General features: G+C 56.1%; 26 protein-coding genes and 1 pseudogene. 13 read left to right on the top strand and 14 right to left on the bottom strand.

Translation table 11 applies throughout. The features are described from left to right. Positions 1-217 precede the first annotated feature (217 nt). The 3 genes from QF010_RS09615 (at position 218) to QF010_RS09605 (ending at position 3,973) form a co-directional block, all read left to right on the top strand. Positions 218-1,867, top strand: a complete 1,650-nt coding sequence (locus QF010_RS09615; RefSeq protein ID WP_033060123.1) for an arylsulfatase — start codon at positions 218-220, stop codon at positions 1,865-1,867. Positions 1,868-2,075: 208 nt separating this feature from the next. Then, complete coding sequence (locus QF010_RS09610) at positions 2,076-2,852, top strand: lytic transglycosylase domain-containing protein (protein ID WP_429532994.1); 777 nt, start codon at positions 2,076-2,078, stop codon at positions 2,850-2,852. A 440-nt stretch (positions 2,853-3,292) separates the two neighbouring features. Continuing rightward, a complete protein-coding gene (locus QF010_RS09605; protein ID WP_033060121.1) occupies positions 3,293-3,973 on the top strand; it encodes a polysaccharide lyase family 7 protein in 681 nt (226 codons plus the stop codon). A 128-nt stretch (positions 3,974-4,101) separates the two neighbouring features. Here the strand turns inward: QF010_RS09605 and QF010_RS09600 are convergent, their stop codons facing one another. Next, entirely contained in the window at positions 4,102-4,632 is a 531-nt protein-coding gene (locus QF010_RS09600; RefSeq protein ID WP_429510449.1) for a DUF2867 domain-containing protein, read from the bottom strand. 23 nt (positions 4,633-4,655) lie between these two features. Beyond that, positions 4,656-5,312, bottom strand: coding sequence for a DJ-1/PfpI family protein (locus tag QF010_RS09595; RefSeq protein WP_033060321.1), 657 nt, complete (start codon positions 5,310-5,312; stop codon positions 4,656-4,658). A gap of 126 nt (positions 5,313-5,438) precedes the next feature. Here QF010_RS09595 and QF010_RS09590 point away from each other — a divergent pair, with 126 nt between their 5' ends. Together QF010_RS09590 and QF010_RS09585 are read left to right on the top strand one after the other, a co-directional pair. Continuing rightward, positions 5,439-5,993 (top strand): TetR/AcrR family transcriptional regulator, encoded by a 555-nt coding sequence (locus tag QF010_RS09590; protein ID WP_429532993.1) that lies wholly within the window; start codon positions 5,439-5,441, stop codon positions 5,991-5,993. A gap of 182 nt (positions 5,994-6,175) precedes the next feature. After that, a complete protein-coding gene (locus QF010_RS09585) occupies positions 6,176-6,451 on the top strand; it encodes an META domain-containing protein (RefSeq protein ID WP_033060116.1) in 276 nt (91 codons plus the stop codon). Positions 6,452-6,472: 21 nt separating this feature from the next. Here the strand turns inward: QF010_RS09585 and QF010_RS09580 are convergent, their stop codons facing one another. Then, positions 6,473-9,370, bottom strand: coding sequence for a sensor domain-containing phosphodiesterase (locus QF010_RS09580; RefSeq protein WP_429532992.1), 2,898 nt, complete (start codon positions 9,368-9,370; stop codon positions 6,473-6,475). Positions 9,371-9,588: 218 nt separating this feature from the next. Here QF010_RS09580 and QF010_RS09575 point away from each other — a divergent pair, with 218 nt between their 5' ends. Further along, complete coding sequence (locus QF010_RS09575) at positions 9,589-10,089, top strand: GNAT family N-acetyltransferase (protein WP_429532991.1); 501 nt, start codon at positions 9,589-9,591, stop codon at positions 10,087-10,089. A 133-nt stretch (positions 10,090-10,222) separates the two neighbouring features. On the opposite strand, the gene QF010_RS09570 is transcribed toward QF010_RS09575, so the two are convergent. Continuing rightward, complete coding sequence (locus QF010_RS09570) at positions 10,223-10,558, bottom strand: hypothetical protein (RefSeq protein ID WP_429532990.1); 336 nt, start codon at positions 10,556-10,558, stop codon at positions 10,223-10,225. Positions 10,559-10,766: 208 nt separating this feature from the next. Between QF010_RS09570 and QF010_RS09565 the strand changes: the two genes are divergently transcribed. Then, positions 10,767-11,009, top strand: coding sequence for a hypothetical protein (locus QF010_RS09565; protein ID WP_429510454.1), 243 nt, complete (start codon positions 10,767-10,769; stop codon positions 11,007-11,009). Positions 11,010-11,037: 28 nt separating this feature from the next. Here QF010_RS09565 and QF010_RS09560 read toward each other — a convergent pair whose 3' ends face one another. After that, complete coding sequence (locus tag QF010_RS09560) at positions 11,038-11,736, bottom strand: ion channel (RefSeq protein ID WP_429532989.1); 699 nt, start codon at positions 11,734-11,736, stop codon at positions 11,038-11,040. 303 nt (positions 11,737-12,039) lie between these two features. Between QF010_RS09560 and chrA the strand changes: the two genes are divergently transcribed. Then, positions 12,040-13,398: a chromate efflux transporter gene (chrA, locus tag QF010_RS09555; RefSeq protein ID WP_429532988.1), complete on the top strand. Its 1,359-nt coding sequence runs from the start codon at positions 12,040-12,042 to the stop codon at positions 13,396-13,398. Positions 13,399-13,741: 343 nt separating this feature from the next. Here the strand turns inward: chrA and QF010_RS09550 are convergent, their stop codons facing one another. Together QF010_RS09550 and QF010_RS09545 are read right to left on the bottom strand one after the other, a co-directional pair. After that, a complete protein-coding gene (locus QF010_RS09550) occupies positions 13,742-14,278 on the bottom strand; it encodes a hypothetical protein (protein ID WP_429532987.1) in 537 nt (178 codons plus the stop codon). 93 nt (positions 14,279-14,371) lie between these two features. Beyond that, positions 14,372-15,055 (bottom strand): winged helix-turn-helix transcriptional regulator, encoded by a 684-nt coding sequence (locus tag QF010_RS09545; protein ID WP_033060107.1) that lies wholly within the window; start codon positions 15,053-15,055, stop codon positions 14,372-14,374. Between the two features lie 103 nt (positions 15,056-15,158). Here QF010_RS09545 and QF010_RS09540 point away from each other — a divergent pair, with 103 nt between their 5' ends. From QF010_RS09540 to QF010_RS09520, 5 genes and pseudogenes are all read left to right on the top strand, one after another. Further along, complete coding sequence (locus QF010_RS09540; protein WP_429532986.1) at positions 15,159-16,100, top strand: carbon-nitrogen hydrolase family protein; 942 nt, start codon at positions 15,159-15,161, stop codon at positions 16,098-16,100. Between the two features lie 30 nt (positions 16,101-16,130). Then, positions 16,131-16,565 (top strand): GFA family protein, encoded by a 435-nt coding sequence (locus QF010_RS09535; protein WP_429532985.1) that lies wholly within the window; start codon positions 16,131-16,133, stop codon positions 16,563-16,565. Beyond that, positions 16,562-16,741, top strand: a pseudogene (locus QF010_RS09530) (integrase); the annotation flags it as partial. The gene QF010_RS09535 and the pseudogene QF010_RS09530, both read left to right, overlap by 4 nt. A 277-nt stretch (positions 16,742-17,018) precedes the next feature. Beyond that, positions 17,019-17,828 (top strand): glycosyltransferase, encoded by an 810-nt coding sequence (locus QF010_RS09525; protein ID WP_429532984.1) that lies wholly within the window; start codon positions 17,019-17,021, stop codon positions 17,826-17,828. A gap of 62 nt (positions 17,829-17,890) precedes the next feature. Further along, complete coding sequence (locus QF010_RS09520) at positions 17,891-18,694, top strand: 2OG-Fe(II) oxygenase (RefSeq protein WP_033060100.1); 804 nt, start codon at positions 17,891-17,893, stop codon at positions 18,692-18,694. A gap of 126 nt (positions 18,695-18,820) precedes the next feature. Here the strand turns inward: QF010_RS09520 and QF010_RS09515 are convergent, their stop codons facing one another. The 7 genes from QF010_RS09515 to QF010_RS09485 all read right to left on the bottom strand — a co-directional run bounded on the left by QF010_RS09515 (position 18,821) and on the right by QF010_RS09485 (position 25,893). Beyond that, the gene (locus QF010_RS09515) at positions 18,821-20,758 is read right to left on the bottom strand and encodes an LTA synthase family protein (protein WP_429532983.1); all 1,938 of its coding nucleotides are present in this window, start codon (positions 20,756-20,758) and stop codon (positions 18,821-18,823) included. A gap of 372 nt (positions 20,759-21,130) precedes the next feature. Next, positions 21,131-22,087: an SdiA-regulated domain-containing protein gene (locus QF010_RS09510; protein ID WP_033060096.1), complete on the bottom strand. Its 957-nt coding sequence runs from the start codon at positions 22,085-22,087 to the stop codon at positions 21,131-21,133. A gap of 16 nt (positions 22,088-22,103) precedes the next feature. Then, positions 22,104-23,561 (bottom strand): ArnT family glycosyltransferase, encoded by a 1,458-nt coding sequence (locus QF010_RS09505; protein WP_429513077.1) that lies wholly within the window; start codon positions 23,559-23,561, stop codon positions 22,104-22,106. A 67-nt stretch (positions 23,562-23,628) separates the two neighbouring features. Continuing rightward, on the bottom strand, positions 23,629-23,922 hold the full coding sequence (locus QF010_RS09500) for a lipid-A-disaccharide synthase N-terminal domain-containing protein (protein ID WP_033060093.1): 294 nt from the start codon (positions 23,920-23,922) through the stop codon (positions 23,629-23,631). 1 nt (position 23,923) lies between these two features. Further along, positions 23,924-24,667 (bottom strand): glycosyltransferase family 2 protein, encoded by a 744-nt coding sequence (locus QF010_RS09495; protein WP_033060091.1) that lies wholly within the window; start codon positions 24,665-24,667, stop codon positions 23,924-23,926. A 33-nt stretch (positions 24,668-24,700) separates the two neighbouring features. Continuing rightward, on the bottom strand, positions 24,701-25,672 hold the full coding sequence (locus QF010_RS09490) for an NAD-dependent epimerase (protein ID WP_033060090.1): 972 nt from the start codon (positions 25,670-25,672) through the stop codon (positions 24,701-24,703). Continuing rightward, positions 25,669-25,893 carry a hypothetical protein gene (locus QF010_RS09485; protein ID WP_082459192.1) on the bottom strand — a complete coding sequence of 75 codons (225 nt, stop codon included), beginning with the start codon at positions 25,891-25,893 and terminating at the stop codon, positions 25,669-25,671. Before QF010_RS09485 ends, QF010_RS09490 begins: the two co-directional genes overlap by 4 nt. Between the last annotated feature and the right edge of the window lie 119 nt (positions 25,894-26,012).

Raw genomic sequence — 26,012 nt, 5'->3', positions numbered from 1 at the left:
CTCTAATTGCGCCACCCAAACAAGACAGACAGAAATTTTTCGTACTAGGCTTCACGAGCGCGTTGAACGGTAAAAGGGATTCGATCCAATCGTTACGCCGTTTCCTTGAACCGTCCAGGCTAAAAGTTGGGGGGATTACTCACGAAGTTCCTTGTTGTATTGCTCTCGATGTTTGAGCGGCTGCAACAAGGATCGGAACTTGAGAAAGGAAATCCATATGAACCGGCTCTCGCAACGCACTAGATTGTATCTGGCATGTTCCCTCCTGATGGCAATTAACCTTACCCAGGCAGCGCAGACAGAAAAACCCAACATCCTGTTTATCGTATCCGACGATACCGGCTACGGTGACCTGGGCCCCTATGGCGGCGGTGTCGGTCGCGGCATGCCGACGCCGAGCATCGACGAACTGGCGGCCGAAGGCACAACCTTCTTCTCGTTCTATGCCCAACCCAGTTGCACGCCGGGTCGGGCGGCCATGCAGACCGGGCGCATTCCCAACCGCAGCGGCATGACCACCGTGGCCTTCCAGGGCCAGGGCGGCGGCTTGCCGGCAGCGGAATGGACCCTGGCCTCCGTGCTGAAAACCGGTGGCTACGACACCTACTTCACCGGCAAGTGGCACCTGGGCGAAGCCGATTATGCAATGCCCAACGCACAGGGTTACGACGTCATGAAATACGTCGGCCTTTATCATCTCAATGCCTACACCTACGCCGATCCCGAATGGTTCCCGGACATGGACCCGGAGACTCGCGCCATGTTCGCCCAGGTGACCAAGGGCGCGTTGTCCGGCAAGGCCAGTGAAAAACCGGTCGAGGAATTCAAGATCAATGGCGAGTATGTTGATACGCCGGTCATTGATGGAAAACCCGGCGTGGTCGGGATTCCTTACTTTGACGGTTATGTCGAGAAAGCCGCAATGGAGTTCCTTGACACGGCCGCCAAATCCGACAAGCCGTTCTTCATCAACATCAACTTCATGAAAGTGCACCAGCCGAACTTGCCGGCACCAGAGTTCGTGCACAAATCAATTTCCAAATCCAAGTACGCCGACTCGGTGGTAGAACTCGACACCCGTATTGGCCGCATCATGGACAAGTTGAAAGCGCTGGGAATGGATAAGAACACCCTGGTGGTTTACACCACCGATAACGGCGCCTGGCAGGACGTTTACCCGGACGCCGGCTACACGCCCTTCCGCGGCACCAAAGGCACGGTACGTGAAGGTGGCAACCGGGTACCGGCGATCATGGTCTGGCCGGGCAAAATCAAACCAGCGGTGAAAAACCACGACATCATCGGTGGTCTGGACCTGATGGCGACGTTTGCCGCGGTGGCCGGCATCAAACTGCCGGAGAAAGACCGCGAAGGTCAGCCGATCATGTTCGACAGCTACGACATGACCCCGGTGTTGCTTGGCACCGGCCCATCCCCACGCAAGGAATGGTTCTACTTCACGGAGAACGAACTGTCGCCGGGCGCCGCCCGTGTCGGCAACTTCAAGGCCGTGTTCAACCTGCGCGGCGATAACGGCGCCCAGACCGGTGGCCTGGCAGTCGATTCCAACCTGGGCTGGAAAGGTGAGAGCAAGTACGTGGCGACCGTTCCGCAGGTCTTCGACCTGTTGCAGGATCCGCAGGAGCGCTACGACATTTTCATGAACAACTTCACCGAACGCACCTGGTCGATGGTTCCCATCAGCATCGCGATCAACAACCTGATGAAAACCTACGCCAAGTACCCGCCACGCAAAATGCAAAGCATGACCTACGACGGCCCGGTGGAAATTTCCAGGTACCAGAAATTCCAGTCGGTGCGCGAAGACCTGCAGAAGGAAGGTGTGAACATTCCAATACCTAACTAGCAGTCGGGCGGCAGCCTCGTTTGCGGCTGCCGCTTCCCCACGCCTCATAGAACGCCGTCAGCCCGTACGTCAACGCAAGTTCCAAGGCCGGTTACAAGGGGTATAACTATCAGAACAAAAGGCGGGCCACCCGGAATAGGCCCGCCAAAGGAGCGCCCGGGCCAGGCGCCCCAAGGCCTGAACGGCGCCTGCGGCGCGGAGCGATGTGATGAGTTCCAGAGCATGGCGATGGGCTCGCAAGAGCCTTCTTGGCTGCATCGAGCTGGCCTTGCTGGTCGCCCCTCTGTGCGCCAGCGCCATGTTCAAGTGCCAAGCCACGGACGGAGCCATCAGCTACACCAGCCAAGCCATCGCCAGCGCTCACTGCACTCGCCTGAATGGCATGGCCCTGCCACAGCTTGTGCCGGACGACAATTCAGGCGCGGTGCGGGTTCGGGTGTGGACCTTCATCCACAAGGGAGTTCGTCAATATGTGAGCCGGCGCCCTGTCGGGATCTCCGCACGGGTCGATGTCCTTGAGCTCTATTACATCAAGGGCTGCTATCTGTGCAGGGCGCCGAAGGATTTCAAGGTCGCTTCACTGCGCCTGGACACCCAATCCTATCGGCGGGAGATCGAAGCCGCTTCGGGTCATTACGGTGTCGACAGGGCGCTGGTCCGCGCAGTAATACATGCCGAATCGGCGTTTCGCCCCAACGCCATTTCCGAAGACGGCGCCCAAGGGCTCATGCAGTTGATGCCAGCCACGGCCGAGCGCTTCGCCGTGGACGATCCATTCGACGCACGACAGAACATTCGTGGCGGCGTGCGCTACCTGGCCTGGCTGCTCAAGCGCTTCAACGGCAACCAGATGCTGGCGTTGGCAGGTTACAACGCCGGCGAAGCGTCCGTGGTCGAGTACAACGGGGTGCCTCCCTACGCCGAGACGCAATCCTACGTCACCCTCGTGCAGTCCTTGACCGAGCGCTATCGCAACCATCGCTAGGACCGTAGGGCGCATAACCCGGGATAGGTAATACGCCGGGCGGGGAATGGCTCAACCGGACTTCCACACTCGCCGGTAGCTATCGACCCATAGCGGCCCTCTTTGAGGGGCAGAAACCGGCCATTAGCGGTCACTGGTTGCCGCCTCAAATCCCCCATCGGCAAACGTCCCCCCCCCGCACAACCCGTCATGACGCCTGCTGACGTTCCAGGCCATCGCGCAACGACGCAAATCAGGATTAGTTCCATCAACTCCAAAAATAACCGACTAACGGTCATACACGCAGGCACAAAGCCTGCAATAACTACCCGGACGAACATTTGACGTCAATCTACCGCCATACGGTTTTCCTGATCAGCAGACCCAATTGACACAGCTTTATAGCGTCGGTTCGAGCGCGACTGTGGCCGCAACATTCCCCCGCATACAGGATTATTGACATGATCGACCTCGCCACCTGGAACTTGAGCATCCCTGAAGGCAGCCCACCGGCCACCATAGAAACGCCTCGACTCGCGCACGGCTTCAAGGACCAGTATTTCAGTTCTGAAGCCGCGACCCTCTCCTTCTGGGCACCTGTGACCGGTTCCAAGACGGCCAACGCTATTTACCCGCGCAGCGAGTTGCGGGAAACCTATAGCGATGGAAAGCTGCGCAACTGGCAGTATTCAGCGGCGGATAACATTCTGCGGGCGAGTCTGACCGTCAATCAGGTGCCCAGCACCGGCAAGATCGTGATTGGCCAGATTCACAACAAGGACAGCAACGACCCCATGGTGAAGCTGGAATACCAATACAAAACGTCGGCTTCGACGGGAAACATTGTCGTCAAGGTGCGCATGCGCCCCGACGATGAAGAGCCCCTGGTCATTACCATTGCGACGGGTGTCCCGCTCGACCGCAACTTTACCTACCAGATCCACCTCAGCCCGAAGGGCGCGCTGGGCATCAGCGCAGCAGGAAACAACTGGAGAACCACCATCGACCCGAGCTGGAAGACCAAACCACTGTATTTCAAAGCGGGGGTTTATGTGCAGGACAACACCGGCTATCCCACCGAGGGCGGAAAAGTAACGTTCAAGATGCTGGAGGTCCAACACAACATTAAGTCGCTTCTTTAGGTAACTACCGTTGGTACGCCGATCCGAAGGGTGAAGACTTAAGTGGATTTCCTCGTCGATCGGCTACCCAGTGGCTGAGAGATTTGGCCAAGCCTGCCAGAACAGCTTTTCGATGGAAGGGTTAGACCTCAGGGGCAGGTAGCCAGAGGCCAACCGACGCGCGCTGCACGCAGGAGGCTGGCTTTGACAACCAAGCGGTGAAATGGCGCAATCACGAAGATGTAGGCCCGGCCTAGACGGTTGTGGCACTGGACCACGGTTGAAAAAACGAGTTGGCGACTGCCTTCTGGCTCTGCCTCTCCAGAACATAGGATCGATATCCGGAAGTCGAGGTGCTTGTCGTCCTCTCCCAAAACGATTTCGGTCTGGTTCGTGCTGTAGACCTTGAAGACTCCAACCCGATCAGCCAGTGATGCCAAATATTTGGCTGTCTTGAGACCAAAACAGGCAACGATAGTGTCTCGGACTTTCAAGAGCCATCCGATCCAGGATGGCTGATGGGAAAGGATGAATCGAGCTAGCAAATCCGGATTGCTGGATGTGCCCGCAGGGAGCCGAATCGCAAAAGCGTCCGCCAGGTTCATCGACTTGTAAAGGTGGGTGATACCGGACCTCGAGGGGACTGGCACGGACATAATGAGCTCAAATTCTCGGGGCATCGGGGATCTCTCCTGAGTGCTAACTACCAATTAGACGATATGCCATGTCGCGTTTCTTGTTGCGATGATGTTGTTGAGGCGCCAACTTCTCCTTGTCGGATACTGAGCCCGATCAAGGCATCATAGAGCTCTTGCTGCCCAGCGGGCAGAACAGGGAGCAACGTCGCACGGCGCTTGTCGACATCGAACCAGGATTCAACCAACCATCCCACCAGATAGAGCGCCGAAAGGCATCCGCCAGCGGTTGCAACGTTCCCCTGGCAGACAAGAGGCTGGTCCACGGGCTCAAGTCCCAGAGCTTGCAAGCTCGATCGTGCATCCGGGTGTGTAGTTGCCTGGCCGCTGAGCAGCCCAAGCCGTTCGAGAATGAAAGCTCCGGCGCATAGGGAGCCGATTCGCTGGCGTCTGGAGTCAAGTTCAAACGACGGCAGGAAATCTGGGGCGGCAATTGCAGCGGGTATCCCTTCCTTGCCGCTGACGAACAATACCGCGTCGGCACTATTGGCCTCGGAAAGCGGACCGTGCACCGAAACAGGCAGGCCGTGCGCCGATCGCACGATAGAGCTGGAACCCAATATTCGGACGTGCCAGTCCTCAGTGTTGCGGCCTAAGATGTCCCACATCAGGAACAGGTCGATATCAGTGAATTGGTCGAAAGCAACCAGAACGATTTTCTTCAAGGCGATCTCCATGAAAAGTGCTGGCGTGCAAAACGCAACGGCCATCTTTGCTGGTGTTCGCAGCGTATCAATCGGTTGCACACCATACACAGCCTGTATGGCGCTAAATAGGGAGCGAAATAACGGGTGAGAAAACTAACTCGTAACCATTGGATCGCGGCTGGTTTTGAGGCCCTCGACCAAATTGGGCATATAGGCGTTTCGGCCGAGAGTCTATCGCGCCGATTGAATGTGACCCGCGGATCGTTCTATCACCATTTCCGCAATCGCGAAGACTTTGTCCGCACCTTGCTGGCCGCTTGGGAAGAAGACTACACGGAGCGCATGCTCGCTTATGCGGCGCAGGGTCGTAGCGCGGGCGAAACCTTGAAACGCTACTTGAGTATTGCTGCTGAGAAACAACCTGGGCGGGAAATTTCCATCCGGGCCTGGTCGCTGCACGATCCGTTGGTAGGCGAGTTTCAGCAGCGTGTTGACACAAGACGACTGGAGTTCGCGATACGCACGTGCCGCCGCTTGGTCCCTATGCCAGGCCAGGCAGAAGTGATTGGTCAGGTGGCCCATCTGTGCCTGATTGGTGGTCAACAGGCAGGGCTGCGGCGTGATGCCGCTCGCTTCAACAGTTTCCTGCATCGAGCCTTTTCACTTTTCGACGGCGCTCTTCCACCGTGGCGGGCCTAAGTCATGAGCTAAATTGGGTAACTGGATAAATAGAGTTCGCGTGCCAGCGATTGAAAATGAGAGCTAAGCTTCCTTCTACTGTCGGGCTTATTGAGCAGATTGGGCTTTGCGTCCATGGCGTATAACCGCCTTGAGCGGTCTACTTAGAGTTAGCCCTTCACAACAGCCTCGGAGGGGAGCCAATGAAACGTTTCGTCATGCTCATCGCGATCTCTTTGCTGACCACTGCCTGTCAGAGCACAAATGATAACGGCGTCACCCGACTTGATAATTGTGTCTGCTATAAATCGGCCGAGGGACAACAAGTGCAAGCATCACAAATGGCGTGGAAAGACCCCGACACGTTGCAGAAACAATTCTCACACTGCATTTGCCGAGCCTTGATTGACCTGAAGAAGGTCGATGATCCCAGCAAATATTTCGTGCCCGGAACCGAAATAAGAACGGAACTGAAATAAGACACGTATTGGGTTGCGCCCCTAACGCCCCATCAGCGGACTCGCCAACAACGCCTCCAACCCCATCGGCTTGGAAAAATAATAACCTTGGGCCTGCCCTGCGCCCATTTCGCGCAGCAAGACCAGCGTCGCTTCATCCTCGACACCTTCGGCCACCACACTCAGGTCCAGCGATTCAGCCATACGCACAATCGCCCGGACGATCGCGCGACTGCGAGCGCTGGTGGTCAATTCGAGGATGAACGACTTGTCGATCTTCAAGCCGCTGAAACGGTATTGATGCACATAGCTCAGGGATGAAAACCCGGCACCGAAGTCATCGAGCACCACCGACATGCCGTTGTCGGCCAATTGCTGCATGGTCAGTCGGGCAATCGCCGGCTCCGCCACCAGCGCACCTTCGGTCAACTCCAGGCAGATCCGCGACGGCGAAACCCCATGCCGCGCCAACAGTGCAAGCACGTCACTGGCGAAGTCGGGACGCGTCATGCTGTAGCTGGAGCAATTGACGTGCACCGCAGGCCAGTTGGCATGCTCGGGCTGTGCGAGGATCAGTGCAATGCTGTTGAGCATGTACAGGTCCAGTCGACCGATCAGACGCAGCCCCTCGACATCCGGCAAAAACTCGCCCGGCGCGATCACCCGGCCGCCCGGCTGATGCCAACGGATCAGCGCTTCAAGGGCCAACAGTTCGCCGCTTTCGACGCTGACAATCGGTTGGAAATACGGCAGCAATTCGTCGGTACGCTTGAGCGCATTGCGCAAGGCCCCTTCCCGCTCAACCTGGTCCGAGACTTCACGACGCACTTCCTGATTGAACACCGCGTAGCTGTCGCGCCCACCACTCTTGACCCGGTACATCGCCGCGTCGGCGTCGCGCAGCAAGTCGGCTGGCTCCTGATGGAACTGACTGTCGGCGCTGACGATGCCGATGCTGCAGGACGAAAAAACCTCATAGCCATTGATGACAAACGGCAGGTCAAACGCCACCAGAATCCGTTCGGCGATGTCGATCACCACGTCCAGCGGCGCCTCGGGAGCGAGCACGGAAAACTCATCGCCCCCCAGGCGCGCCAGCATGTCGGTGTCGCGCAGACAACCGCGCAAACGGTGGGCGGCCTGCATCAACAGCAGGTCGCCAAAATGGTGGCCGAGGCTGTCGTTGACCAGTTTGAAACGGTCGAGGTCGATGAACATGACCGCCAGGTGTCCGCCTTCGCTGCCGAACTGCGACCAGGCCAGATTGAGGCGCTGTTGCAGGTAGGTGCGATTCGGTAGCCCGGTCAGCGCATCGTGGGAGTTTTCGTGTTGCAACTTGGCATTGGCGTGATCGAGCTCGCGGGTGCGGCTCTGCACCCGGGCTTCCAGCTTGAGATTGGCGACATGGATCGCTTCGGCGGCCGTGCGTCGCGACAACGCGGTGTCGATGTGCCGCGACACGAACGTCAGCAGTTCCTGGTCACGCAGGGTATAGCGCACCTGCGAGGTATAGCTCTGCACCGCAAGCACGCCACGCACCACATCGCCATCGAACAAGGGGATGCCCAGCCAGGAATAGGATCGGTAATACACATTGGCAACTTCGATTTCACCGTGCGCAGTCAATCGCTCAGCTTCGTCGGCGTCAATCAGGCAAGGTCGGCGCTGAAGGATCACGTACTCGGTCAAGCCCCGGCTCCCACGCCGCGCCACCGGGCAGGTCGTTTGCCGCTCATCAACGTAATACGGAAAGGTCACTTCACGGGTCGCGTCGTCGAACAGCGCAATGTAGAAGTTCCGCGCGAACAGCAGATCACCGACGATGCCATGCAAGGTTTTGAACAACTCAGCCATGTCACCAGGCTGGCTGGACAGTTCAGCGATCTGGAACAGCGCGCTCTGCAGATGTTCGGCGCGCTCTCGCTCTGCCACTTCCTGCCTCAACGCGTCGTTGAGTGCCGACAGCTCCAGGGTGCGACGCATCACTGTCGCCTCCAGATCCTCTCGGTGCAGAATCCGGTCCAGCGCCATGGCCACATGGCGAGCTACCACCAGAAACAGCGCGCGGTCCTCGGCGCTGTAGGTGCGAGAAACGTCATAGACCTGCATCGCGAGCATGCCAAACACGTCATCCGAGGCATTTTTCAACGGTGCGCCCATCCAGAACTCGGGACGATCACCCACGCAGTAAAAACGCTCCTCGGCCTGAGCCGCGAGAATGCCGGCGGCGTCGATCAGCAACGGCTGGCCAGTGGTCAATACCTGGCCGGTCAACGACAGGTGCGCAAGGTCAAGGTATTCGTAGTGCGAGGACTCCACGGCATCAACATCAATGATGTCGACGTAATACGGGTAGTCAATCTTGCCGCTGTGCGGATCATACAGCGCGAGATAGAAGTTCTCGGCGTCGATCAGGCTAGCCAGCAGCTGGTGAACCCCCACCAGAAACACTGACCGGTCGCGGGTCGAACTGGCCAGGTAGGTAATTTCATACAGCACGCGTTGAGTAATCTGCGCACGGGCAAGGGTATTCGTCTGCAGCTGAATGCCCAGGCGCTGCGCAAACCCGGCGAGCGCCGGTTCCGCGGCAGCGTCGACTGGCGCGAGTAGCCAACCCAGCACGCTTTCACCTTTACCGGTCGGCCAGCGGTGCAAGTGCCGGGTCAGACAAAAGGTGTCGAACTCCTCATTCGCAACACTTGACGGCCACTGCGCCAGTGGGTCGCCCTGCCCCACCAAATGCATTTGTTCACCGGCACGATAAACCACCCACGCCGTGGTGTGCGCCCAGTTGCGCGCTGAGTCCAGCAATTGATCGATCGTGCTCTCGTTGCCAGCATCAGCCATGCAGACAGTGTCCGAATTCTGTTCAAGCCGAGATGCGACAACGTCGCAATCGCTCGATTGCCGCGGGAAGTCGGTCAATGGACGAAAACTCATCAGCGCTCCCTGAGCCAAAAACTGGCAATACTGACTTACTGGTTGCGCGCAATGCGCCAGTGAGCTTCACGTTTATAGTGTTTTTATTCAATCGGTTTTTTCGGATTGTGAGTGGCTTCCTCATCAGGTCATCCTGTAAGAGCGCCAACTCAGCTAACGACTGACAAGTGTGCCTGCGCACAGTTCCAAGCAGTTCCACCAGGAAAAGGAGCATCCTTATGGAGCCCGTCACAATTCGTACCCTGCAAAGCACTGATGCCGAGGCGTTGCTGACTTTTGAAGTGGACAATCGCGAGTGGTTCGAGCGCCACATTGACGCGCGTGGTGCTGCTTTTTACTCGGTGCAGGGTGTCACCGAGCACATTGCTGCCTATTTAGCTGATCATGCCGCCGGCATCTGGCACCCCTTTGTCATCGAAGACGCTGACGGGCAAATAGTGGGCAGAGCGAACCTGAAAGACATCGACACGTCCGCGCGGTCGGCAGAAGTCGGCTATCGGATTGCTCAAAGTGCTGGCGGGCAAGGACTGGCAACGCTGGCGGTGAAGCATCTGATTCAGCAGGCGCAGTTGCGTTGGAACCTTAAACAGCTGGTTGCCAACGTGTACGCTGAAAATATCGGCTCGGCAAAAGTCCTCAAGCGCTGTGGCTTCCTGATCGAACAGGTATCCCGGCAAGCAGGGACTGACCAGGAGTATCGGTTTGGCCTTTCAATTTAGATGTTTGAAAGAGGGGTCGATACGCGTCACGCAGACAAAAAAAAGCCCCGCTACCGAATACGGTGCGGGGCAAAAAAATTGGTTGGTTGCGGCCAACCAAAGGAGCTCTGTAGAAAACGTTTACGGGCCGGGGTCAGATGCATTCCTGTGCGGCGCGCTCAAAACTTGAAGGCAACAAGTTCGAGACCAGCAAGTGCCGCTCGTAGATGAACACCTTGCCGCCGTTCCCGGCCTTGTAGGCTTCCAGCACGTTGTCCGTCGAGACTTTGCTCGGTACCACGATCCGGTAGCTGCGCTGGGTCTGCGTGACGGTCGGGTTCATGCCTTGCAATTTCGGTACGACGCACTCAGCGTATTGGGCCGGGGTCTTACGGGTCTGCAAGGTCAGGGTCGGGTCGTTCGGCGCGGAGGCACAACCGGCGAGCAACAAAGCACCAAACGCCAGGGCAGGCACGAATAAAAGACGCATCGGTCTCATCCTGAAAATAAAAGGTTCGTTCATCACATCACCCGAATGTTCGTGAGTGGTGTGTCGTTGGAGGGGGATTTTCCGGCTATTGCCATCAAAGTAGAACTTGCGTTTCATGATGGTCACTATTACCTCTAGCAATAGTTGTGCGCCGCGCTGACGGATACACACTCAATCACCACTGGAAAAGATGGATGAGGATCGCTCCTTGAGAACTTTTGACTTTATCCGCGACGCCGTTCTGCCCGATTTTCGTGACCGGGTGGCCGAGTACCTGGTCCAGTACGAAACCGTATTGTTGGGCGAACACGCGCCCGACCCAGAGCTTGCGCGGGACACCGCCAATCAGTTGCGCGGTTATTTGCGTGGGTTGAATACCACGCGTGTGTTGGGCATGGCGGATTGGGAAGAGCTGGATCGGCGGGTAGTGAATACGTGGCTTTCGTCCTGACCGACGCTTCCCCTGTACAGAGAAGCAGTCACTTAGCCTGATTCGATGGATAAAGACCGGCAATCCGCGCGATCACAACACCCACGTAAAAGACGCCTGAGAATTCTTCGACCATCACAAGTGAGCGGGCGTGGTTGGTCAACGGGAGAACATCGCCGTAACCCGTGGTCGTGAGCGTCGTGAGGCTGAAATAGATCAGCTTGAAGAAAGTGCCGGGTTGTCCGAAGTCGAGGTGGGCAGGACCGAATGAGCCAGCGCTGGACATCTCGACCAGGGCATAGACGAAGGACCAAGCGAAAGCCAGCATTATGTAACCCGCAAGCGCTGCATGTAGCTTGTCGGCTGTAATGGGCCCGCGCTTGAGAATATAGCGAAGCACTCCGCTAAACGAGACGGCAAGAGACGCCGCATAAGATATCCCGGCAAGGTCAAGAATCGCGATGCTCTCAGTCCACAACGCCGTCCATTGAAGGCCAACCCCAAGTAACGCCAGACCCAGTTTCAGGATGAACCCCCGCCGTGTCTGCCGGGTGGCGAAAGCGCCCACGAGCAGCACGGTTGAAAACAGAATGCCGAGCAACGTGCGAGCAAATATTCCTTCCTCAAGAAAGGGAAACAGCAGGATCAATCCTAGTAAGAGCAGCAATAGATAGGTGCAGGGCCCTCGCCCTATTACCATCTGAGCTAAATCCTCGTCAGATTCGGTTTTATCTTGCGGATTTGCCATACCGGTTTCCCAGAGATTGAAATAACGCTCGATACCTGACATTGCACGGTTGAAATCTGATCTGGCTTTAGATAAGAGTCGGCAGTGAAATTCTAGTCGTGAATGCATGTAAGAGGCTGACCAGTAATCAACGGCCTTAAGCAGGTACGGGAAAACATTGCCTTGTGCGCCGAGATCGGTTGCGACACGGTATGTGCTGTCGGACTATTCCAGACTTCTGGCCATTGCGTAGCACTTGCTGGCTGCTGCCAGCGCCATCTTCGACGGCCTGATCGCCGAGTGTATGTAAAGAGGAACAACCCAATGAGTAAGGTGGTGGCATCAACGGCTGAAGAGGATCTATCGAGGCCGGAGGCGATCAGCTTGCGTGAGGCATTCTGGTTCTGGTTGAAGCTCGGCTTCATCAGTTTCGGCGGGCCGGCAGGACAGATTTCGATCATGCACCAGGAATTGGTAGAACGTCGGCGCTGGATCTCCGAACGACGCTTTCTCCATGCGCTCAACTATTGCATGTTGCTGCCTGGGCCTGAGGCTCAGCAATTGGCGACCTACATCGGCTGGCTGATGCATCGAACCTGGGGCGGAGTGATCGCCGGAGTGTTGTTTGTGCTGCCCTCACTGTTCATCCTCATCGCTTTGTCGTGGATGTACATCGCGTTCGGCGAAGTGCCTGTGGTGGCCGGCCTCTTCTATGGGATCAAGCCTGCCGTGACGGCCATCGTGGTGCAGGCGGCACACAGGATCGGCACTCGGGCGCTGAAGAACAATTGGCTGTGGGCGATAGCAGCCGCTTCATTTACCGCGATCTTCGCGTTCAATGTTCCTTTCCCGCTGATCGTGTTGGGGGCAGCGTTAATCGGCTATGTCGGAGGGCGATTGGCGCCTGAGAAGTTCAGAGCCGGGGGCCATAGCGCGGCCAAAAAGTCCTTCGGCCCAGCCTTGATCGATGACGATACCCCGCCCCCCGAACATGCCCGGTTCAGCTGGATGAAACTGGCGCTGTTGGCCCTCATCGGCGCAGCGCTGTGGGCGTTGCCGATGGGAATCCTGACCACGCTTTTTGGCTGGGACGGCACCTTGACCCAGATGGGCTGGTTCTTTACCAAGGCCGCGTTGCTGACTTTTGGCGGAGCCTATGCGGTCCTTCCGTATGTCTATCAAGGTGCGGTCGGTCACTATGACTGGCTGACCCCGACCCAGATGATCGACGGTTTGGCACTGGGTGAAACCACACCGGGGCCGCTGATCATGGTGGTGGCCTTCGTCGGCTTTGTTGGAGCGTACGTCTCACAAGTGTTCGGCGCCGATCAGGTGTTTCTGGCCGGGGCTGTCGCAGCCACCCTGGTGACATGGTTCACCTTCCTGCCCTCGTTCCTGTTCATCCTCGCCGGTGGCCCGCTGGTGGAATCGACCCACAACGAACTCAAGTTCACTGCACCGCTTACCGCAATCACCGCGGCGGTGGTTGGAGTGATCCTCAATCTGGCCTGTTTCTTCGGCTATCACGTGCTGTGGCCGCAAGGCTTCAGCGGCAACCTCGACTGGCCGTCTGCACTGATCGCCATTTTGGCGGCAATAGCCTTGTTCCGCTTCAAACGGGGCGTCATTCAGGTGCTGATGGCTTGCGCGCTTGTCGGCTTGGCGGTGCATCTGCTGCGCTAGAGAGGACGTGATCGGTCGACGCTTACGGACTCAAGCAGCGGAATAAACGAAAACGGGCGCCTTGTCGGGCGCCCGTTTTAGACCATCGCAACCAGCAGCTAAGCTTTATCAGGAGGCCTTCGCGAAACCTGAAAAGTAGGGAGGCAAACAATGAGCAAACAACCTCAACCCCGGAGCCGCTCCAACCCCCAACCCAGATCTCGCCCGGTAGTGCCTGCCCTACCCAGTAAAACAGGCACCCCGTCCGGGGACTTGCGCGGTAACCACCCACCGAAGAAGTCCCATTGAGCCCAAGCGTGCGGCAGGCTTTGCAATGGAGTCTGTTGTACTTCTTTATCAGCCTTTATGGCCGATCAGTGCGACTTTTCGATACCGATGTCCCGGCCTTGCTCAACCCTTTCGTGTTGTGATCGCCTGGCGTCGTGTCCGAGATTGCTCTGGCTTTGGCTACGCCGTGAGTATCTTTGGAATGGGCGATGCCAGAAGTCGCTTGGCCATGACCGCGATCACTGTTTCGATCATTGCCGTAGTGGTTTCCGCTTTCCCCATGGTCGCGAACAGCCTTGCCGGCATGATCGCTGCTCAGTCCATTGCCGCGGCCATTACTGTTAGCGCCGCCGGAGTGATCTGAACCGCTGTGACCGCCGCCTATACCGCCGCCGTGGCCACCGCCATTACCACCTCCGTTACCTCCCCCATTACCGCCTCCGTTACCGCCACCACCACCACCACCACCACCACCACCACCACCACCACCACCACCACCTTCTTTCGCATAGGCGGAGTTCATGATGGACAGGTCAGCAGGGAGTAATGGGGCGGCTGCAAGCATCAGGGCGCAGGTCATTACGGCAACGAGACTCTTATTCTTTAAAAGCATGATTGCTTCCATAAGGTTGGTTGATATAGCGAGTCTTATGACGCATTAAGACCCAGACAGTTCAAGTCCTGCGACCGACGGAGGCTGCCAGCGCTAGCGTGCAGCGCTCCGGGTACCCGCGAACGCGCTTGTGCCAAGCCAGCGCCACAAGCTTTCCGCATCCTTCACCGCGCCATCTACACGCAGCTCTCGCGATTGAAGAACCTCCCGCGGTGTGCGGTCGCCCGTCCACACCTCGGTCAACGCGCGCACGCTGGAGTCCACGACGAGTGTCAGTTCGCGTCCGGGATCGTCGCGGCAGAGGTCTGCCACGCCCTGTTCAACCACGAGCCACCACGCTTGCTCGCCGGGTCGCGCGTCGCGGAACTTGAACTGGATGACCACCGGTCGGGACGGGAACGTCTCGATGCGCACGAACCGGCGCACGTCCCACATGAGCAGGCCCGCATCGAGTTCGTCATCGCGAAGGCGACTGCCGATCCAGCGCGCGCCCCAATGCCCTAGCGCCATGATGATGGGGCGCAACTCCTCGCCCGCCTCGGTCAGGCTGTACTCCCAGACTTTGCCGGTGGCCGTGCGGTGCACGACGCCGATTTCTTGCAAATGGCGCAGCCGCTGTGCCAGCAGGTTGGTGGACATCCGGGGCACGCCGCGGTGCAGTTCATTGAAGCGCTTGCTGCCGCACAGCAACTCGCGCACGACCAAAGGTGTCCAGCGTTCGCACAGGGCTTCAGCACCGCGCGCGACCGTACAGAACTGACCGTAGCTTTCGTCCATTGCCTTGGCTCCGCCATTACAACGCTTCAGATTCTGAACTAGCCCCGCCACTTCGCTACGCGCACGCTGAAACCTCGAAAGCCAAAGACCAAAGGAGCACGCCATGACCAAGGTCGCCATCATTCAGCGCCCGCCCGTTCTGCTCGACCGCAGCGCGACGATCGCCCGGGCCGTGCAATCGGTCACGGAGGCCGCGGCAGCGGGAACCTCGCTGATCGTTTTGCCCGAATCGTACATTCCAGGTTACCCGTCGTGGATCTGGCGGCTGGCGGCGGGAAAGGACGGGGCGGTAATGGGCCAGTTGCACACGCGGCTACTGGCCAACGCCGTCGATATCGCGAACGGAGACCTGAGCGAATTGTGCGAGGCCGCCAGAACTCACGCCGTGACGATCGTGTGCGGCATTGATGAATGCGACCGAAAACAGGGTGGCGGCACGCTCTACAACAGCGTAGTCGTTATCGGCACTAACGGCGAAGTGCTCAACCGCCACCGCAAACTGATGCCAACCAATCCCGAGCGCATGGTGCATGGCTTCGGTGATGCATCCGGGTTGCGCACAGTCGATACACCGGTCGGCTGCGTGGGTACGCTCATCTGCTGGGAAAACTACATGCCGCTGGCACGCTATTCTCTGTATGCCCAAGGGGTGGAAATCTACATCGCCCCCACGTACGACACCGGCGAGGGCTGGATCAGCACGATGCGTCACATTGCTCTCGAGGGCCGCTGCTGGGTGCTCGGCAGCGGCACCGTGCTGCGCGGCAGTGATATCCCCGACGACTTCCCGGCTCGTGCGCAACTGTTTCCCGATCCGGATGAATGGATCAACGACGGCGACTCGGTGGTGGTCAGCCCTCAAGGCCGGATCGTGGCCGGTCCGTTACACCGAGAGGCAGGCATTTTGTATGCGGACATCGACGTCGCACTCGTGGCACCAGCGCGGCGGGCGCTCGACGTCACCGGGCATTACGCGCGCCCTGACATTTTCGAACTGCAAGTGCGGCGCACGCCGGCGACAGCGGTGCGTTACATCGACGAATGAAGTCCGGCGGTATCATCAAGGAGTCATGCCATGAGCATTGAACAGTCTTACAAGGGCAGTTGTTTTTGCGGCGCAGTCGAGTTCACCGTCAGTGGCGAGCCGGTCGGAATGGACTACTGCCATTGCGAGTCGTGTCGGCATTGGTCAGCGGGGCCGGTCAATGCCTTCACGCTGTGGAAACCCGAGGCAGTGCAAGTCACTCGCGGTGCAGACAACATCGGCACCTACAACAAGACACCGCGCAGTTACCGCAAGTGGTGCAAGACGTGTGGCGGGCACATCTTCACTGAACACCCAGGGATGGGGCTCATCGATGTGTATGCCGCGGTCATCCCGGATCTTGCGTATTCGCCAGGCGTTCACGTCCACTATCAGGAGACCGTGCTGCGCATCAAGGATGGCTTGCCCAAGCTGAAGGACGTCCCCAACGAATTGGGGGGATCGGGTATCAGCGTGGACGAATAGCGCTGGTTGCCACCTGTTCGGCAGCAGCTCGACGTATCTACAGCAAGCTCGGGCAGAAAGCCCCACTCCGAGTCAGAGATGTCCGGGCCATACGGGCAAGACTCCAGCTCGCAGAAAAGACACGGGATCTGACGCTCTTTAATTTGGCCATCGACAGTAATCTCCGTGCCTGCGACTAACCAGCAGGATGCTTGCTCGGGAGATCGCTGGCGGGGGGACGTGTAACGAATTAAGTCACGGATGTTTACCTACAGCGCAGATCCTTATACGATGAAGTCCGCATCTACTGCTCTCCTTCAGGCCCAAGTAAGTTATGGTTATTATGTATGACAAAGCAGCTTAACAAATTGCGCTCTATAGCCACGCTAAACTTTGCGCAAACAAATAAGCGAAAGCTGTATACAGATTCAATTATCCCAACAACAACATGCAATATCATTGGGCACCTGAACGATGAATAACACAAGTTCCCTGGCTGACAACTCTAAAACCTTCAGCATCGTTATAGTCAATTACAAAACACCCGAAATCACCAAGATTTGCCTGGACTTATTGCACCAGCATCTGGGCAGTCACGGCGTCCCGATATGGGTAGTTGACAACTATTCCGCTGATGAAAGCACCGAGTACTTACGAAGTCTTGACTGGATCAATTTGATCGAGCGTTCTGTTTCTGAACCAGAACCGGGCCATATCGCGCATGGCAAAGCACTAGACCTGGTTCTGGAGCGAATTGACACTGACTATTTATTCCTGATGCACACCGACACATTTGTTTTCGATAAAAATGTTTTCCCGATGATGCTGAATAAATGTTTGAAAAACCAGAAAGTCGTAGCCGTCGGTTGTGTTGAGCAATTAAACCGCGGTACCACGAGAACGCTTTGGCGCTTTAGCTCACGCCTGTTCAAACACCATTTCAGGCACCTGAAAATCTCCATGGGATTACGTTCCAGAGAACCGAAACCGTACAGAGAAGTGTACTTGAAGAGTTTCTGTACGTTGTGGAACTGCAAACTTATCAAGCAGCACAACATGCATTTTTCGATGGACGATCGCGTGCCTGGCTACACCCTCCAAGACCGCATGACCGAGCTGGGCTATGTCGTTGAAATGTTATCACCGCGTAAAATCTTCAGTTATCTGGATCACATGCAGTCCGGCACTGTCGCAGCGGCTGGCGGCTATGAAAAGACGCATAGACGAACCAAAATGTACAACGACATCCTTAAGCGCCTGAAAAAAGAAGACAGCAAAAGTTAAGCGTCGAAGAGACACTGCTTGAAGTCACCCACACGTCTTTATATCAAGTTATTGGAGCGGCAATGGCCCCCATCACTCAAGCACTACCCATGACCCTCTCCCCGGCGCTTGATTTCGACCAGAACGCCGCCAGCGCCTTGGGTTCCTCGTTGGCCAGTCGCTATATTCAGGCCACGCCATTTCCGCACATCGTCATCGATAATTTCCTGGATGAAGCGCTGATTGCGAGTATCTGCTCGCACTTCCCAGTCGAGCCAACCAACAACGAAATGCTCTACGAGCGCGGCTATAAAGGTCAACGAAAACGTCAAATCAGCCCCAACGAATGCGGCCCCCATTTGAAGACTATTTTCAACGCCTTTAACTCGGCCCCCATGTTGCAGTTTCTTGAAAAGCTCACCGGCATCGAAGGTTTGATACCCGATCCCTACTTTGCGGGTGGCGGTCTGCATGAAACGAAAAGTGGTGGTTTCCTGGGGGTACACTCGGACTTCAGGCTCAACAAAAAGCTTAATGTCGAGCGCAGACTGAATATCATCATTTATCTAAATGAAGACTGGCGAGAGGAATACGGCGGCAACCTTGAACTTTGGGATGTCGGCATGAAGAACTGCCTTAAAAAAGTCCTGCCCATCTACAATCGATGTGTGATTTTCAACACCGACAAAGACAGCAATCATGGGCACCCAGAGCCTTTAACAACGCCAGAGCACATCACGCGCAGGTCCATAGCGCTTTATTACTACACCGCTGGGACCCTGGTGATCGATCCCGCGCAAAGAAACAAAACCCACTACAAACCAAGGCCCAAAGATCGTTTCAGCCTGAAGTACTACATGAATAAACTCATCAAGAAGAAAAACTAGACTGCCAGAGGCAGCAATCGGCTGATACTGGCCGGTCTGAAGAGTCGAACCGTACAATTAAAGCCACGGCGGCGAGTCAGCCCCCGCACCAATAGACTGGTATACGGGGGCGATTAGTGGCGGGAGTTATTGCTTGGTGATGCTTTCACTGCCGGGCCAATTCAACAAGCGATGGGTGAAACCATAACTCGCGGCCTGGTAGTAGGTAATCGCACGTGCGACCAAGGGATCGTCGAGCTGAACCGTCACCTCATTGCTGGCACCCAGCGCGTCATCGTGGCGTCGCAACATCGCTCGGGGGCTGAGAATCGCCAGATCTTTACCATCGAACAGGCCAAGGTGTTGGTAATTGCCTACCAACACGCGAGGCGGCAAGGTGGAAGGCTGAAGCAAATCACGACCGAAAAATGTCGATTCGTAATTGAGGTTTAACAGACCCAGCAGGGTTGGAGCCAGGTCGATCTGACTCGCAAGCTGGCCGTCTTCACGCGCAGGAATGAGCTTGGGCGCATAGATGAACAAAGGGATTTGGTAGTTACGAATCGGGAGATCTTCCTTACCCGCGCTGCCAGCGGTGTGGTCAGCGACAAAGACGAAGATAGTGTCGTCGAACCAGGCTTTCTTTCGGGCTGCTTCAAGAAACTTGCCGATTGCATAGTCGGTGTATTTCACCGCGCCATCACGACCGTCACCGGATGCAATATCGATCCTGCCTTCAGGGTAAGTGTATGGACGATGATTGGAGGTCGTCATCAGTTGCAGCAGGAACGGTTTTTGGTTGGCAAAATTCTCGTCTGCCAGCTTCAACGTTTGCTGGTAGAGGTCTTCATCAGCCATACCCCAGGCATTTTTGAAATGGATCTCCGCTTCATCGACACTGCTTTGATCCACGACCCGATAACCATTACCGCCGAAGAACGCATTCATGTTGTCAAAGTAGCCACGGCCGCCATACACAAACACGCTGTCGTAACCGACGTGATTCAGCTGTTGGCCCAGGCTTGCGAAACCACTTTCACGGCCAACCCGTTTGACAATAGAGCGTCCCGGCGTCGGCGGGATGGACAACGTAATGGCTTCCAGGCCGCGGTCCGTCCTGGTGCCAGTGGCATAAAAGTTGTTGAAGTACAGGCTCTCTTTACGCAGTTGATCGAGGTTGGGTGTCAGGTTGTCGGGGTTCCCGTTGCTGCCCATGTACTTGGCGCTGAAGCTTTCGATAGTCACCAGAATAATGTTATGTCGCGGGGTCTTATCGTTCCGGGTCACGGTACGGCGGACATCGAGAGAATCCTTACCGATGAATTGCACGTCACCTTCCGCCAGCTCCTGGCGGATGTGCTGGCCAACCACGTTGGCCGGCAAGGTGCCATAGAACTGATCGTAGTCCAGCTCGTTGTTGCGAAATGCGGCAAAGAACTGATATGGACCATTACTGGCCAGCTCATGTTGATAGGTATTGCCGCCTTTGCCCCGTGGAGTGTCCTGGTCAACGACCAACAGAACAACAGCAGTCATTGCGAAAATCACACCGACACTCAGCAAACGCTGGCGCCAGGTAGGCAACGGCGCACCCATTATCCGCTGTAGAGGTTTGTGCAGGGCAATACAAATAACAACCGCGATAACCGCCAGCCCGCCAAGCAATTTGCCGATGGGGTAGGACTCCAGAATGTTGTTCAACACCTCGTCGGAGTACACCAGATAATCCACGGCAATAAAATTGAAGCGCACGCCGAACTCGTCCCAGAACAGCCATTCAGCCACCGCGGTAAATAACATGGCGAAAACGCTGAGCGTCAGCAGCCCCTGTAAAAACCAGCGGTGACCACGTGAACGCCACAGCGACGGTGGGCACAGCAGCACATACAGGCTCATCGGCAGTGCGGCGTACAGTAAAAAACTCAGGTCGTATAAGACGCCGATCCCAAAGATCGACGCAAATGCAGTGCCCGACTCTGAAAGATGAGTGGCGAGTAACACCAGGCGGGTGAGGAAAAAGATCACGAGCCACAGGCCTGTGATCATCCGTAGGAAACGCAGCGGGGATGAAGCGGGCAAACGCATTGAAAACTCCTTGTTGTGCTTCCCTCCAGATTGCAAATTGCTGTGCCGATTGGCCGACAAGTCATCAGCATTGAGACATTCTTGTCTTTGAATACGCTGAGTTACGACTCATTTGGAGGGGAGTTAAATCTACACGACAAATTAGCAAAATGTCGTCAAAGCGATGAGGAGTTCAGGCAGTCAAAGCTGAGGAGAAACATATAGATACAATGATTCCAGGGCTGGTTCGCCTCACCATTGAGACAAATCATGTCCTGTATGGCGCTCGTTTAAGCGCCCTTTCAGCGGCAGCTTCTCGCTGAGGAAAAGCACAGGCGGACCACCCAAAGATGCTCTTCGGCGCACCCGAAGAGCATCGTTGGGAAAGCAACTTCAGGGTTTACGACTAAACGAATAGAACAAATTCGGCTCCGCCACGACATACAAATGCCCTTGCGCATCCATGGTTACGCCTTCTGGATACACCTTGGGCGAGAAATAATCCTTCACGCCTTCGAGCAGACTTTTGTAGCTGACAAAGCGCCCTTCTTTATCCAGCTCAATCAATAATTTGGACTGCTCGCTGAGTAAAACGAGATGGCCAGTGCCGGGATCGTAATAAGCGTCGGCCAGGTCACGCCCAAAAACGCTATGGTTCACCCATTCAGTTCGATCGATCAGGTTGATGGACAGGTTTCCATTCAGGCTCTTCGACACGCCATCAATCTCATACAACTGTCGCGGGTCGCGCTCCTTGATCGCAAATAACCGGTCCCCTACAGGGTCATAGGTCACCCCTTCAAAGCCCTTGTTGTTTGTGCTCAGATTGACGCCTACGGTGATGAACGGCTCTGTTCCCTTTCGAAGGGTCGCAGACTTCTCGGGTAGCTGAATAAAGGTCAGACGTTGATCTCCCTCTTCAGAGACAACGACTCGACCATTGCCCATGTAGGCCAATCCTTCGGTATCGTCAAAACCTTCAAGCGGATAACGCTCAAGTACATTACCCGCGCGGTCGAGAGCGACAATTTGCATGACCCCGCCATTGGTAATGGCCAGCAACCGGTCATGGTCGTAGTCGTAGGTGATGCCTGAGAGGTCTTCTACAATGCCCTCTATTGGCTTAGCCACCACATCAGGCGTAAACCCCGGCAACCACAAACCTGGCTTTACTACAGCGGGGCCGCCCCAGGTTTGCAAAACAAAGTGGTACAGCTGTTGGTGCCAGTAGAAGCGATAGGAAGCAGTCCCAAGCACCCCTGATAACAGCAACAGCACAATCACAATGCGCAGCCGATGTCGTCGCTGAGCTCTGCGCAAGACCAGAGCCACATTCGATTCAATATTCATAAAACAACTCCGGCCGTCACAGGGAATGCTTCCACACGAATTGATAAACCTTGTCTGGCGCGGAGGCCTGGCAACTATGGTTGTCCGCATCCGCCCCCACCAGGAACCACTCGGCTCTTGAGGTATCGCCAACGCTGCGAGCTTTTTCCGGGTCGTAACAGCGGGCCAAATCGCGTGCGGGCACCAAGGCATAGGCCTGCGGGTGGCTACGAAGCCACATGGCAGATTGCTCCAGAGAGCCGTGGTCCGAGAAACCAAAATGCACAATAGGTTGCTGCGCGAATAACCAGTGCCCCTCACGCCAGCTGACCAGCACCAACTCGGAATTTCCGGTCAGTCGCGCCACTTCACGCATGATGGTTTCGTGAGGGTTAATGCCTTCTTTATGGGGCTCGATGAAGCCGCGGACAAACCACGCGCACAACCACACGGCGGTCAGTACAACAAATACCGTTCTGCCCTTCGGACGCTTGCTGAACCAACGGCGCAGCATCCAGGGAATGAGCGGCGCCACTAACAGAATCAGTGCGGGTAACGCAGGAAAGATATACAGCTTGCGTTTGCCACTGCTCAGGCTAAAAAACAACAACACCAGGACGACCCAACCGAGTAGCACCAACACTCGACCGTCGTGCTTGGCCAGTTGCTTGCGCCAAGCGGGCACCAGCCATGGGAGCATGAAGAAAATCGGCACCCAATACTTCGGGATAACCTTGACGAAGAAATACCAAAAGGGTTCGCGGTGTTCCCAAGCGTTGGCGTAACGGCCAGCTGTTTGCTTCAGCAAGATTTCCTGGGCGTAAGCCAGGCTATCGGAACTGCCCTGTAGCACGATCACCAACAGAGGCGCCAGCCATACCGAGATTGCAGCTAACGCTACCAGCAGCCCCAACCACCAGGCTTTCGCTTTGCCAGGCATGGGCACCACGCCTTTCCAGCCTTTACGTACCGCATACGCGTAGGGGATCAGCATCAACACCGGCAGAAAGCCCACACCTTTGCTGATGATGCCAAACCCCATTGCTGCACAGGCAACGTAATACCAACGCCAAGCCGGGCCGAGCAGCAAGTGCCGGCATAAACCATAGATCCCCAGAATTATCCAAAGGGCCAGAAAACCATCAATCTGCCCAGTCCGTAAAATGCTGTAAGTCTGGTAGGTCGCAAGAAACAATAGCGCTGCAATCACACCTACACGCCGCCCCCACAAGCGACGACCCAGGTCATACAAACAGGCCGTAGTCACGGCACTCGCTAATAGCGCGGGCAAGTAAAGGGCTACTTTTGGGAGGTGGGTAAGTTGCACGAACAGCGCCACAGCCCACATGAAAAGCGGAGGTTTATCTGCGTAAATTTCGCCAGCACGATGTGGAATAAACCACGAACCGTTCTGCATCATTTCCAGGGCTACGCCGAGAAAGCGCTCTTCATCGACGTTCAACGGCTGGCGCCAGCCAAGACCGGCGCCCACCATGACCAACGTCAACACCACAAAAGCCAAAAGCTCTAACCGCGAAGAAGATAGTCGTATCCGCACCGTCTCAGTCCTTTTTTTCCAGTTCGTGGCTTTCCCGCTCACGATACTTGGCGATCAACTGCAAGTTGCGCAGGTACACAATGAAACCGAAGGACTGGCCGACAATAAAAACCGGGTCCTCACGGTAGATTGCGTACGCCAACAGCAGTGCACTGCCGACGATGCTCAGGTACCAGAACCCGACAGGAATAACGCTGCGTTTTTTGTATTCGCTGTACAGCCACTGCAGAGCAAAACGCCCGGTAAATGCCAACTGGCCAGCGAAGCCAATGGCCAACCACAAAGATTCTCTGCCCATGTCAAACCTCGGTTTCTTGTGCGTTGACTTCCAGGCGGGTGCGTTTTATCAGCCACCACACCCCGAACAAATCAACAATGCCCACGAGGGCTCGGTCGAGGTTTCCGTAATTGGAAACCCCTGTGCCACGTTCACGGTGGTTCACCGGTTGAACCAACATTCGGCCGTTGTGACGGCGGATCAGGGCAGGAATATAGCGGTGCATGTGATCGAAATATGGCAGGCGCAGAAAAGCTTCACGTTCAATCAATTTGATACCGCAACCGGTGTCGGGAGTTTGATCTTTCAACAGGCTACTGCGCAGATTGTTGGCAAATCGCGAAGCCCAGCGTTTGCTCGCCGTATCCCGGCGATTTACGCGGTGACCCGCCACCAGTTTTACGCCTCCGGGTTTACCCTCCGAACCACGAACCAGGTCCAGCATTTTCGGTAGATCGGCCGGATCGTTCTGGCCATCACCATCAAGGGTTGCCAACCAATGCCCACGCGCCACTTCAGCCGCGTGGTAAATCGAGGTGCTCTGCCCGAGCGAACGAGCATGACTGAGCACCCTCAGTTGACTGTAACCACTACTTTGTAACGTTCGTAATTCGGTGGCGGTGGCGTCGGTGCTCCCATCGTCAACCACGATGACTTCAAAGGTCTCGTTGACTAACGCGGCACGCACTTCCTCCAAAAGTGGAATGAGATTACCTGCTTCGTTTTTTGCCGGAATCAAGACCGACACATAAGGAGTTTCTTGCATGACGTTTCCGTAAGAAAGCTGAGAAGTGAGTGGCTAAACGCCGTAATAATTGCGGTACCAATCGACAAACGACTGCACGCCGGTAGACACCGTGATCTGTGGGCGAAAACCCACACGATCCTCCAGCTCGCGAGTGTCCGCCCAGGTGTTGACGACGTCGCCTGACTGCAGTGGCATGAAATTTTTTATTGCGCGGATTCCCAGCGCCTCTTCAATGCACTCGACAAATTCCAGAAGCTTTACCGGCGCGCCAAAGCCGATGTTGTAAACCTTGTTTCGCGCGCCGGTCTCATCGGTAGGTGGCAGCGGTATCAATCGCACAAGACCCTCGACGATGTCGTCGATATAGGTGAAATCGCGAGACATCGCGCCGTCGTTGTACACGTCAATGGTGCGACCGTTAAGAATGGCGTCAGTGAATTTGAACAGCGCCATATCGGGTCGACCCCAAGGCCCATACACGGTAAAAAAACGCAGACCGGTAGTGGGAATGCCGTAGAGATGCGAGTAGGCGTGGGCCATCAGTTCATTGGCGCGCTTGGTAGCGGCATAGAACGACACCGGCCGATCGACAGGGTCGGTCGTGGCATACGGTAAGTGCTCGTTCAATCCGTACACCGAGCTACTTGAGGCGTAAATCAGATGCGCCGGCATATGAGCACGACAGGCTTCCAACACGTTAAGGAATCCCACCAGATTGCTTTGCGCGTAGGTGTCCGGGTGGTCGATGGAATAACGCACACCGGCCTGGGCAGCCAGGTGGATGACTTGCTCGAACTCCTTTTCAGCAAACAAATCCAGCAGCGCTTGTTTGTCTGCCACATCCAGCAACTGGAACTGAAAATTGCGGCATTCAGCCAGCTGCGAAAGCCGAGCCTGTTTCAACTCAACGCTGTAGTAGCTGTTGAGGTTGTCGATGCCAACAACCTGGTGGCCGTCGCTGCACAGGCGCTTCGCAGTGTGGAACCCGATAAAACCTGCGACGCCGGTTATCAGTATTCTCATAGGCCTCGTCCTTTCGCATCTGCCCCAACGGCGTAGTAAGACAGTTCCTGCGTCCCGTTGATGTCTTCGGCGAGGATGAGTCCAGAAAACGCAATGGCGTTTTTTCCGTCGGCAACATGGCTGGCGTTAACATCTTTACCACACATCCGACGACACAATTCTGCTAAACGGGTTGGCTGTGCCGCACCGACATAGCCACTACCAACAACAGTCACTTCCATAAATCACTCTGCTTGATCGCAAGGTTTTTCTGTACCTACAGAGGCTTATAATAAAAAAGAAATGAAAATTTTGTGAGCGGCGAAAGATGGTAATGAAAAGGGGCTACAAACAAGCCTTT

The sequence above is a fragment of the Pseudomonas silensiensis genome, assembly GCF_050434865.1.
Taxonomy (GTDB): Bacteria; Pseudomonadota; Gammaproteobacteria; order Pseudomonadales; family Pseudomonadaceae; genus Aquipseudomonas; species Aquipseudomonas fluorescens_W.
Note: the sequence above shows the minus strand (reverse complement) of the source record. Positions and strands in the feature narration are given on the sequence as shown.

Bases quoted from the DNA above. Each gene is read 5' to 3' on its own strand.
- QF010_RS09615 (WP_033060123.1), top strand. From the start codon at position 218: ATGAACCGGCTCTCGCAACGCACTAGATTGTATCTGGCATGTTCCCTC.
- QF010_RS09610 (WP_429532994.1), top strand. From the start codon at position 2,076: ATGAGTTCCAGAGCATGGCGATGGGCTCGCAAGAGCCTTCTTGGCTGC.
- QF010_RS09605 (WP_033060121.1), top strand. From the start codon at position 3,293: ATGATCGACCTCGCCACCTGGAACTTGAGCATCCCTGAAGGCAGCCCA.
- QF010_RS09600 (WP_429510449.1), bottom strand. From the start codon at position 4,632: ATGCCCCGAGAATTTGAGCTCATTATGTCCGTGCCAGTCCCCTCGAGG.
- QF010_RS09585 (WP_033060116.1), top strand. From the start codon at position 6,176: ATGAAACGTTTCGTCATGCTCATCGCGATCTCTTTGCTGACCACTGCC.
- QF010_RS09580 (WP_429532992.1), bottom strand. From the start codon at position 9,370: ATGAGTTTTCGTCCATTGACCGACTTCCCGCGGCAATCGAGCGATTGC.
- QF010_RS09575 (WP_429532991.1), top strand. From the start codon at position 9,589: ATGGAGCCCGTCACAATTCGTACCCTGCAAAGCACTGATGCCGAGGCG.
- QF010_RS09570 (WP_429532990.1), bottom strand. From the start codon at position 10,558: ATGCGTCTTTTATTCGTGCCTGCCCTGGCGTTTGGTGCTTTGTTGCTC.
- QF010_RS09560 (WP_429532989.1), bottom strand. From the start codon at position 11,736: ATGGCAAATCCGCAAGATAAAACCGAATCTGACGAGGATTTAGCTCAG.
- chrA (WP_429532988.1), top strand. From the start codon at position 12,040: ATGAGTAAGGTGGTGGCATCAACGGCTGAAGAGGATCTATCGAGGCCG.
- QF010_RS09550 (WP_429532987.1), bottom strand. From the start codon at position 14,278: ATGCTTTTAAAGAATAAGAGTCTCGTTGCCGTAATGACCTGCGCCCTG.
- QF010_RS09545 (WP_033060107.1), bottom strand. From the start codon at position 15,055: ATGGACGAAAGCTACGGTCAGTTCTGTACGGTCGCGCGCGGTGCTGAA.
- QF010_RS09540 (WP_429532986.1), top strand. From the start codon at position 15,159: ATGACCAAGGTCGCCATCATTCAGCGCCCGCCCGTTCTGCTCGACCGC.
- QF010_RS09535 (WP_429532985.1), top strand. From the start codon at position 16,131: ATGAGCATTGAACAGTCTTACAAGGGCAGTTGTTTTTGCGGCGCAGTC.
- QF010_RS09525 (WP_429532984.1), top strand. From the start codon at position 17,019: ATGAATAACACAAGTTCCCTGGCTGACAACTCTAAAACCTTCAGCATC.
- QF010_RS09520 (WP_033060100.1), top strand. From the start codon at position 17,891: ATGGCCCCCATCACTCAAGCACTACCCATGACCCTCTCCCCGGCGCTT.
- QF010_RS09515 (WP_429532983.1), bottom strand. From the start codon at position 20,758: ATGCGTTTGCCCGCTTCATCCCCGCTGCGTTTCCTACGGATGATCACA.
- QF010_RS09510 (WP_033060096.1), bottom strand. From the start codon at position 22,087: ATGAATATTGAATCGAATGTGGCTCTGGTCTTGCGCAGAGCTCAGCGA.
- QF010_RS09505 (WP_429513077.1), bottom strand. From the start codon at position 23,561: ATGGTGGGCGCCGGTCTTGGCTGGCGCCAGCCGTTGAACGTCGATGAA.
- QF010_RS09500 (WP_033060093.1), bottom strand. From the start codon at position 23,922: ATGGGCAGAGAATCTTTGTGGTTGGCCATTGGCTTCGCTGGCCAGTTG.
- QF010_RS09495 (WP_033060091.1), bottom strand. From the start codon at position 24,667: ATGCAAGAAACTCCTTATGTGTCGGTCTTGATTCCGGCAAAAAACGAA.
- QF010_RS09490 (WP_033060090.1), bottom strand. From the start codon at position 25,672: ATGAGAATACTGATAACCGGCGTCGCAGGTTTTATCGGGTTCCACACT.
- QF010_RS09485 (WP_082459192.1), bottom strand. From the start codon at position 25,893: ATGGAAGTGACTGTTGTTGGTAGTGGCTATGTCGGTGCGGCACAGCCA.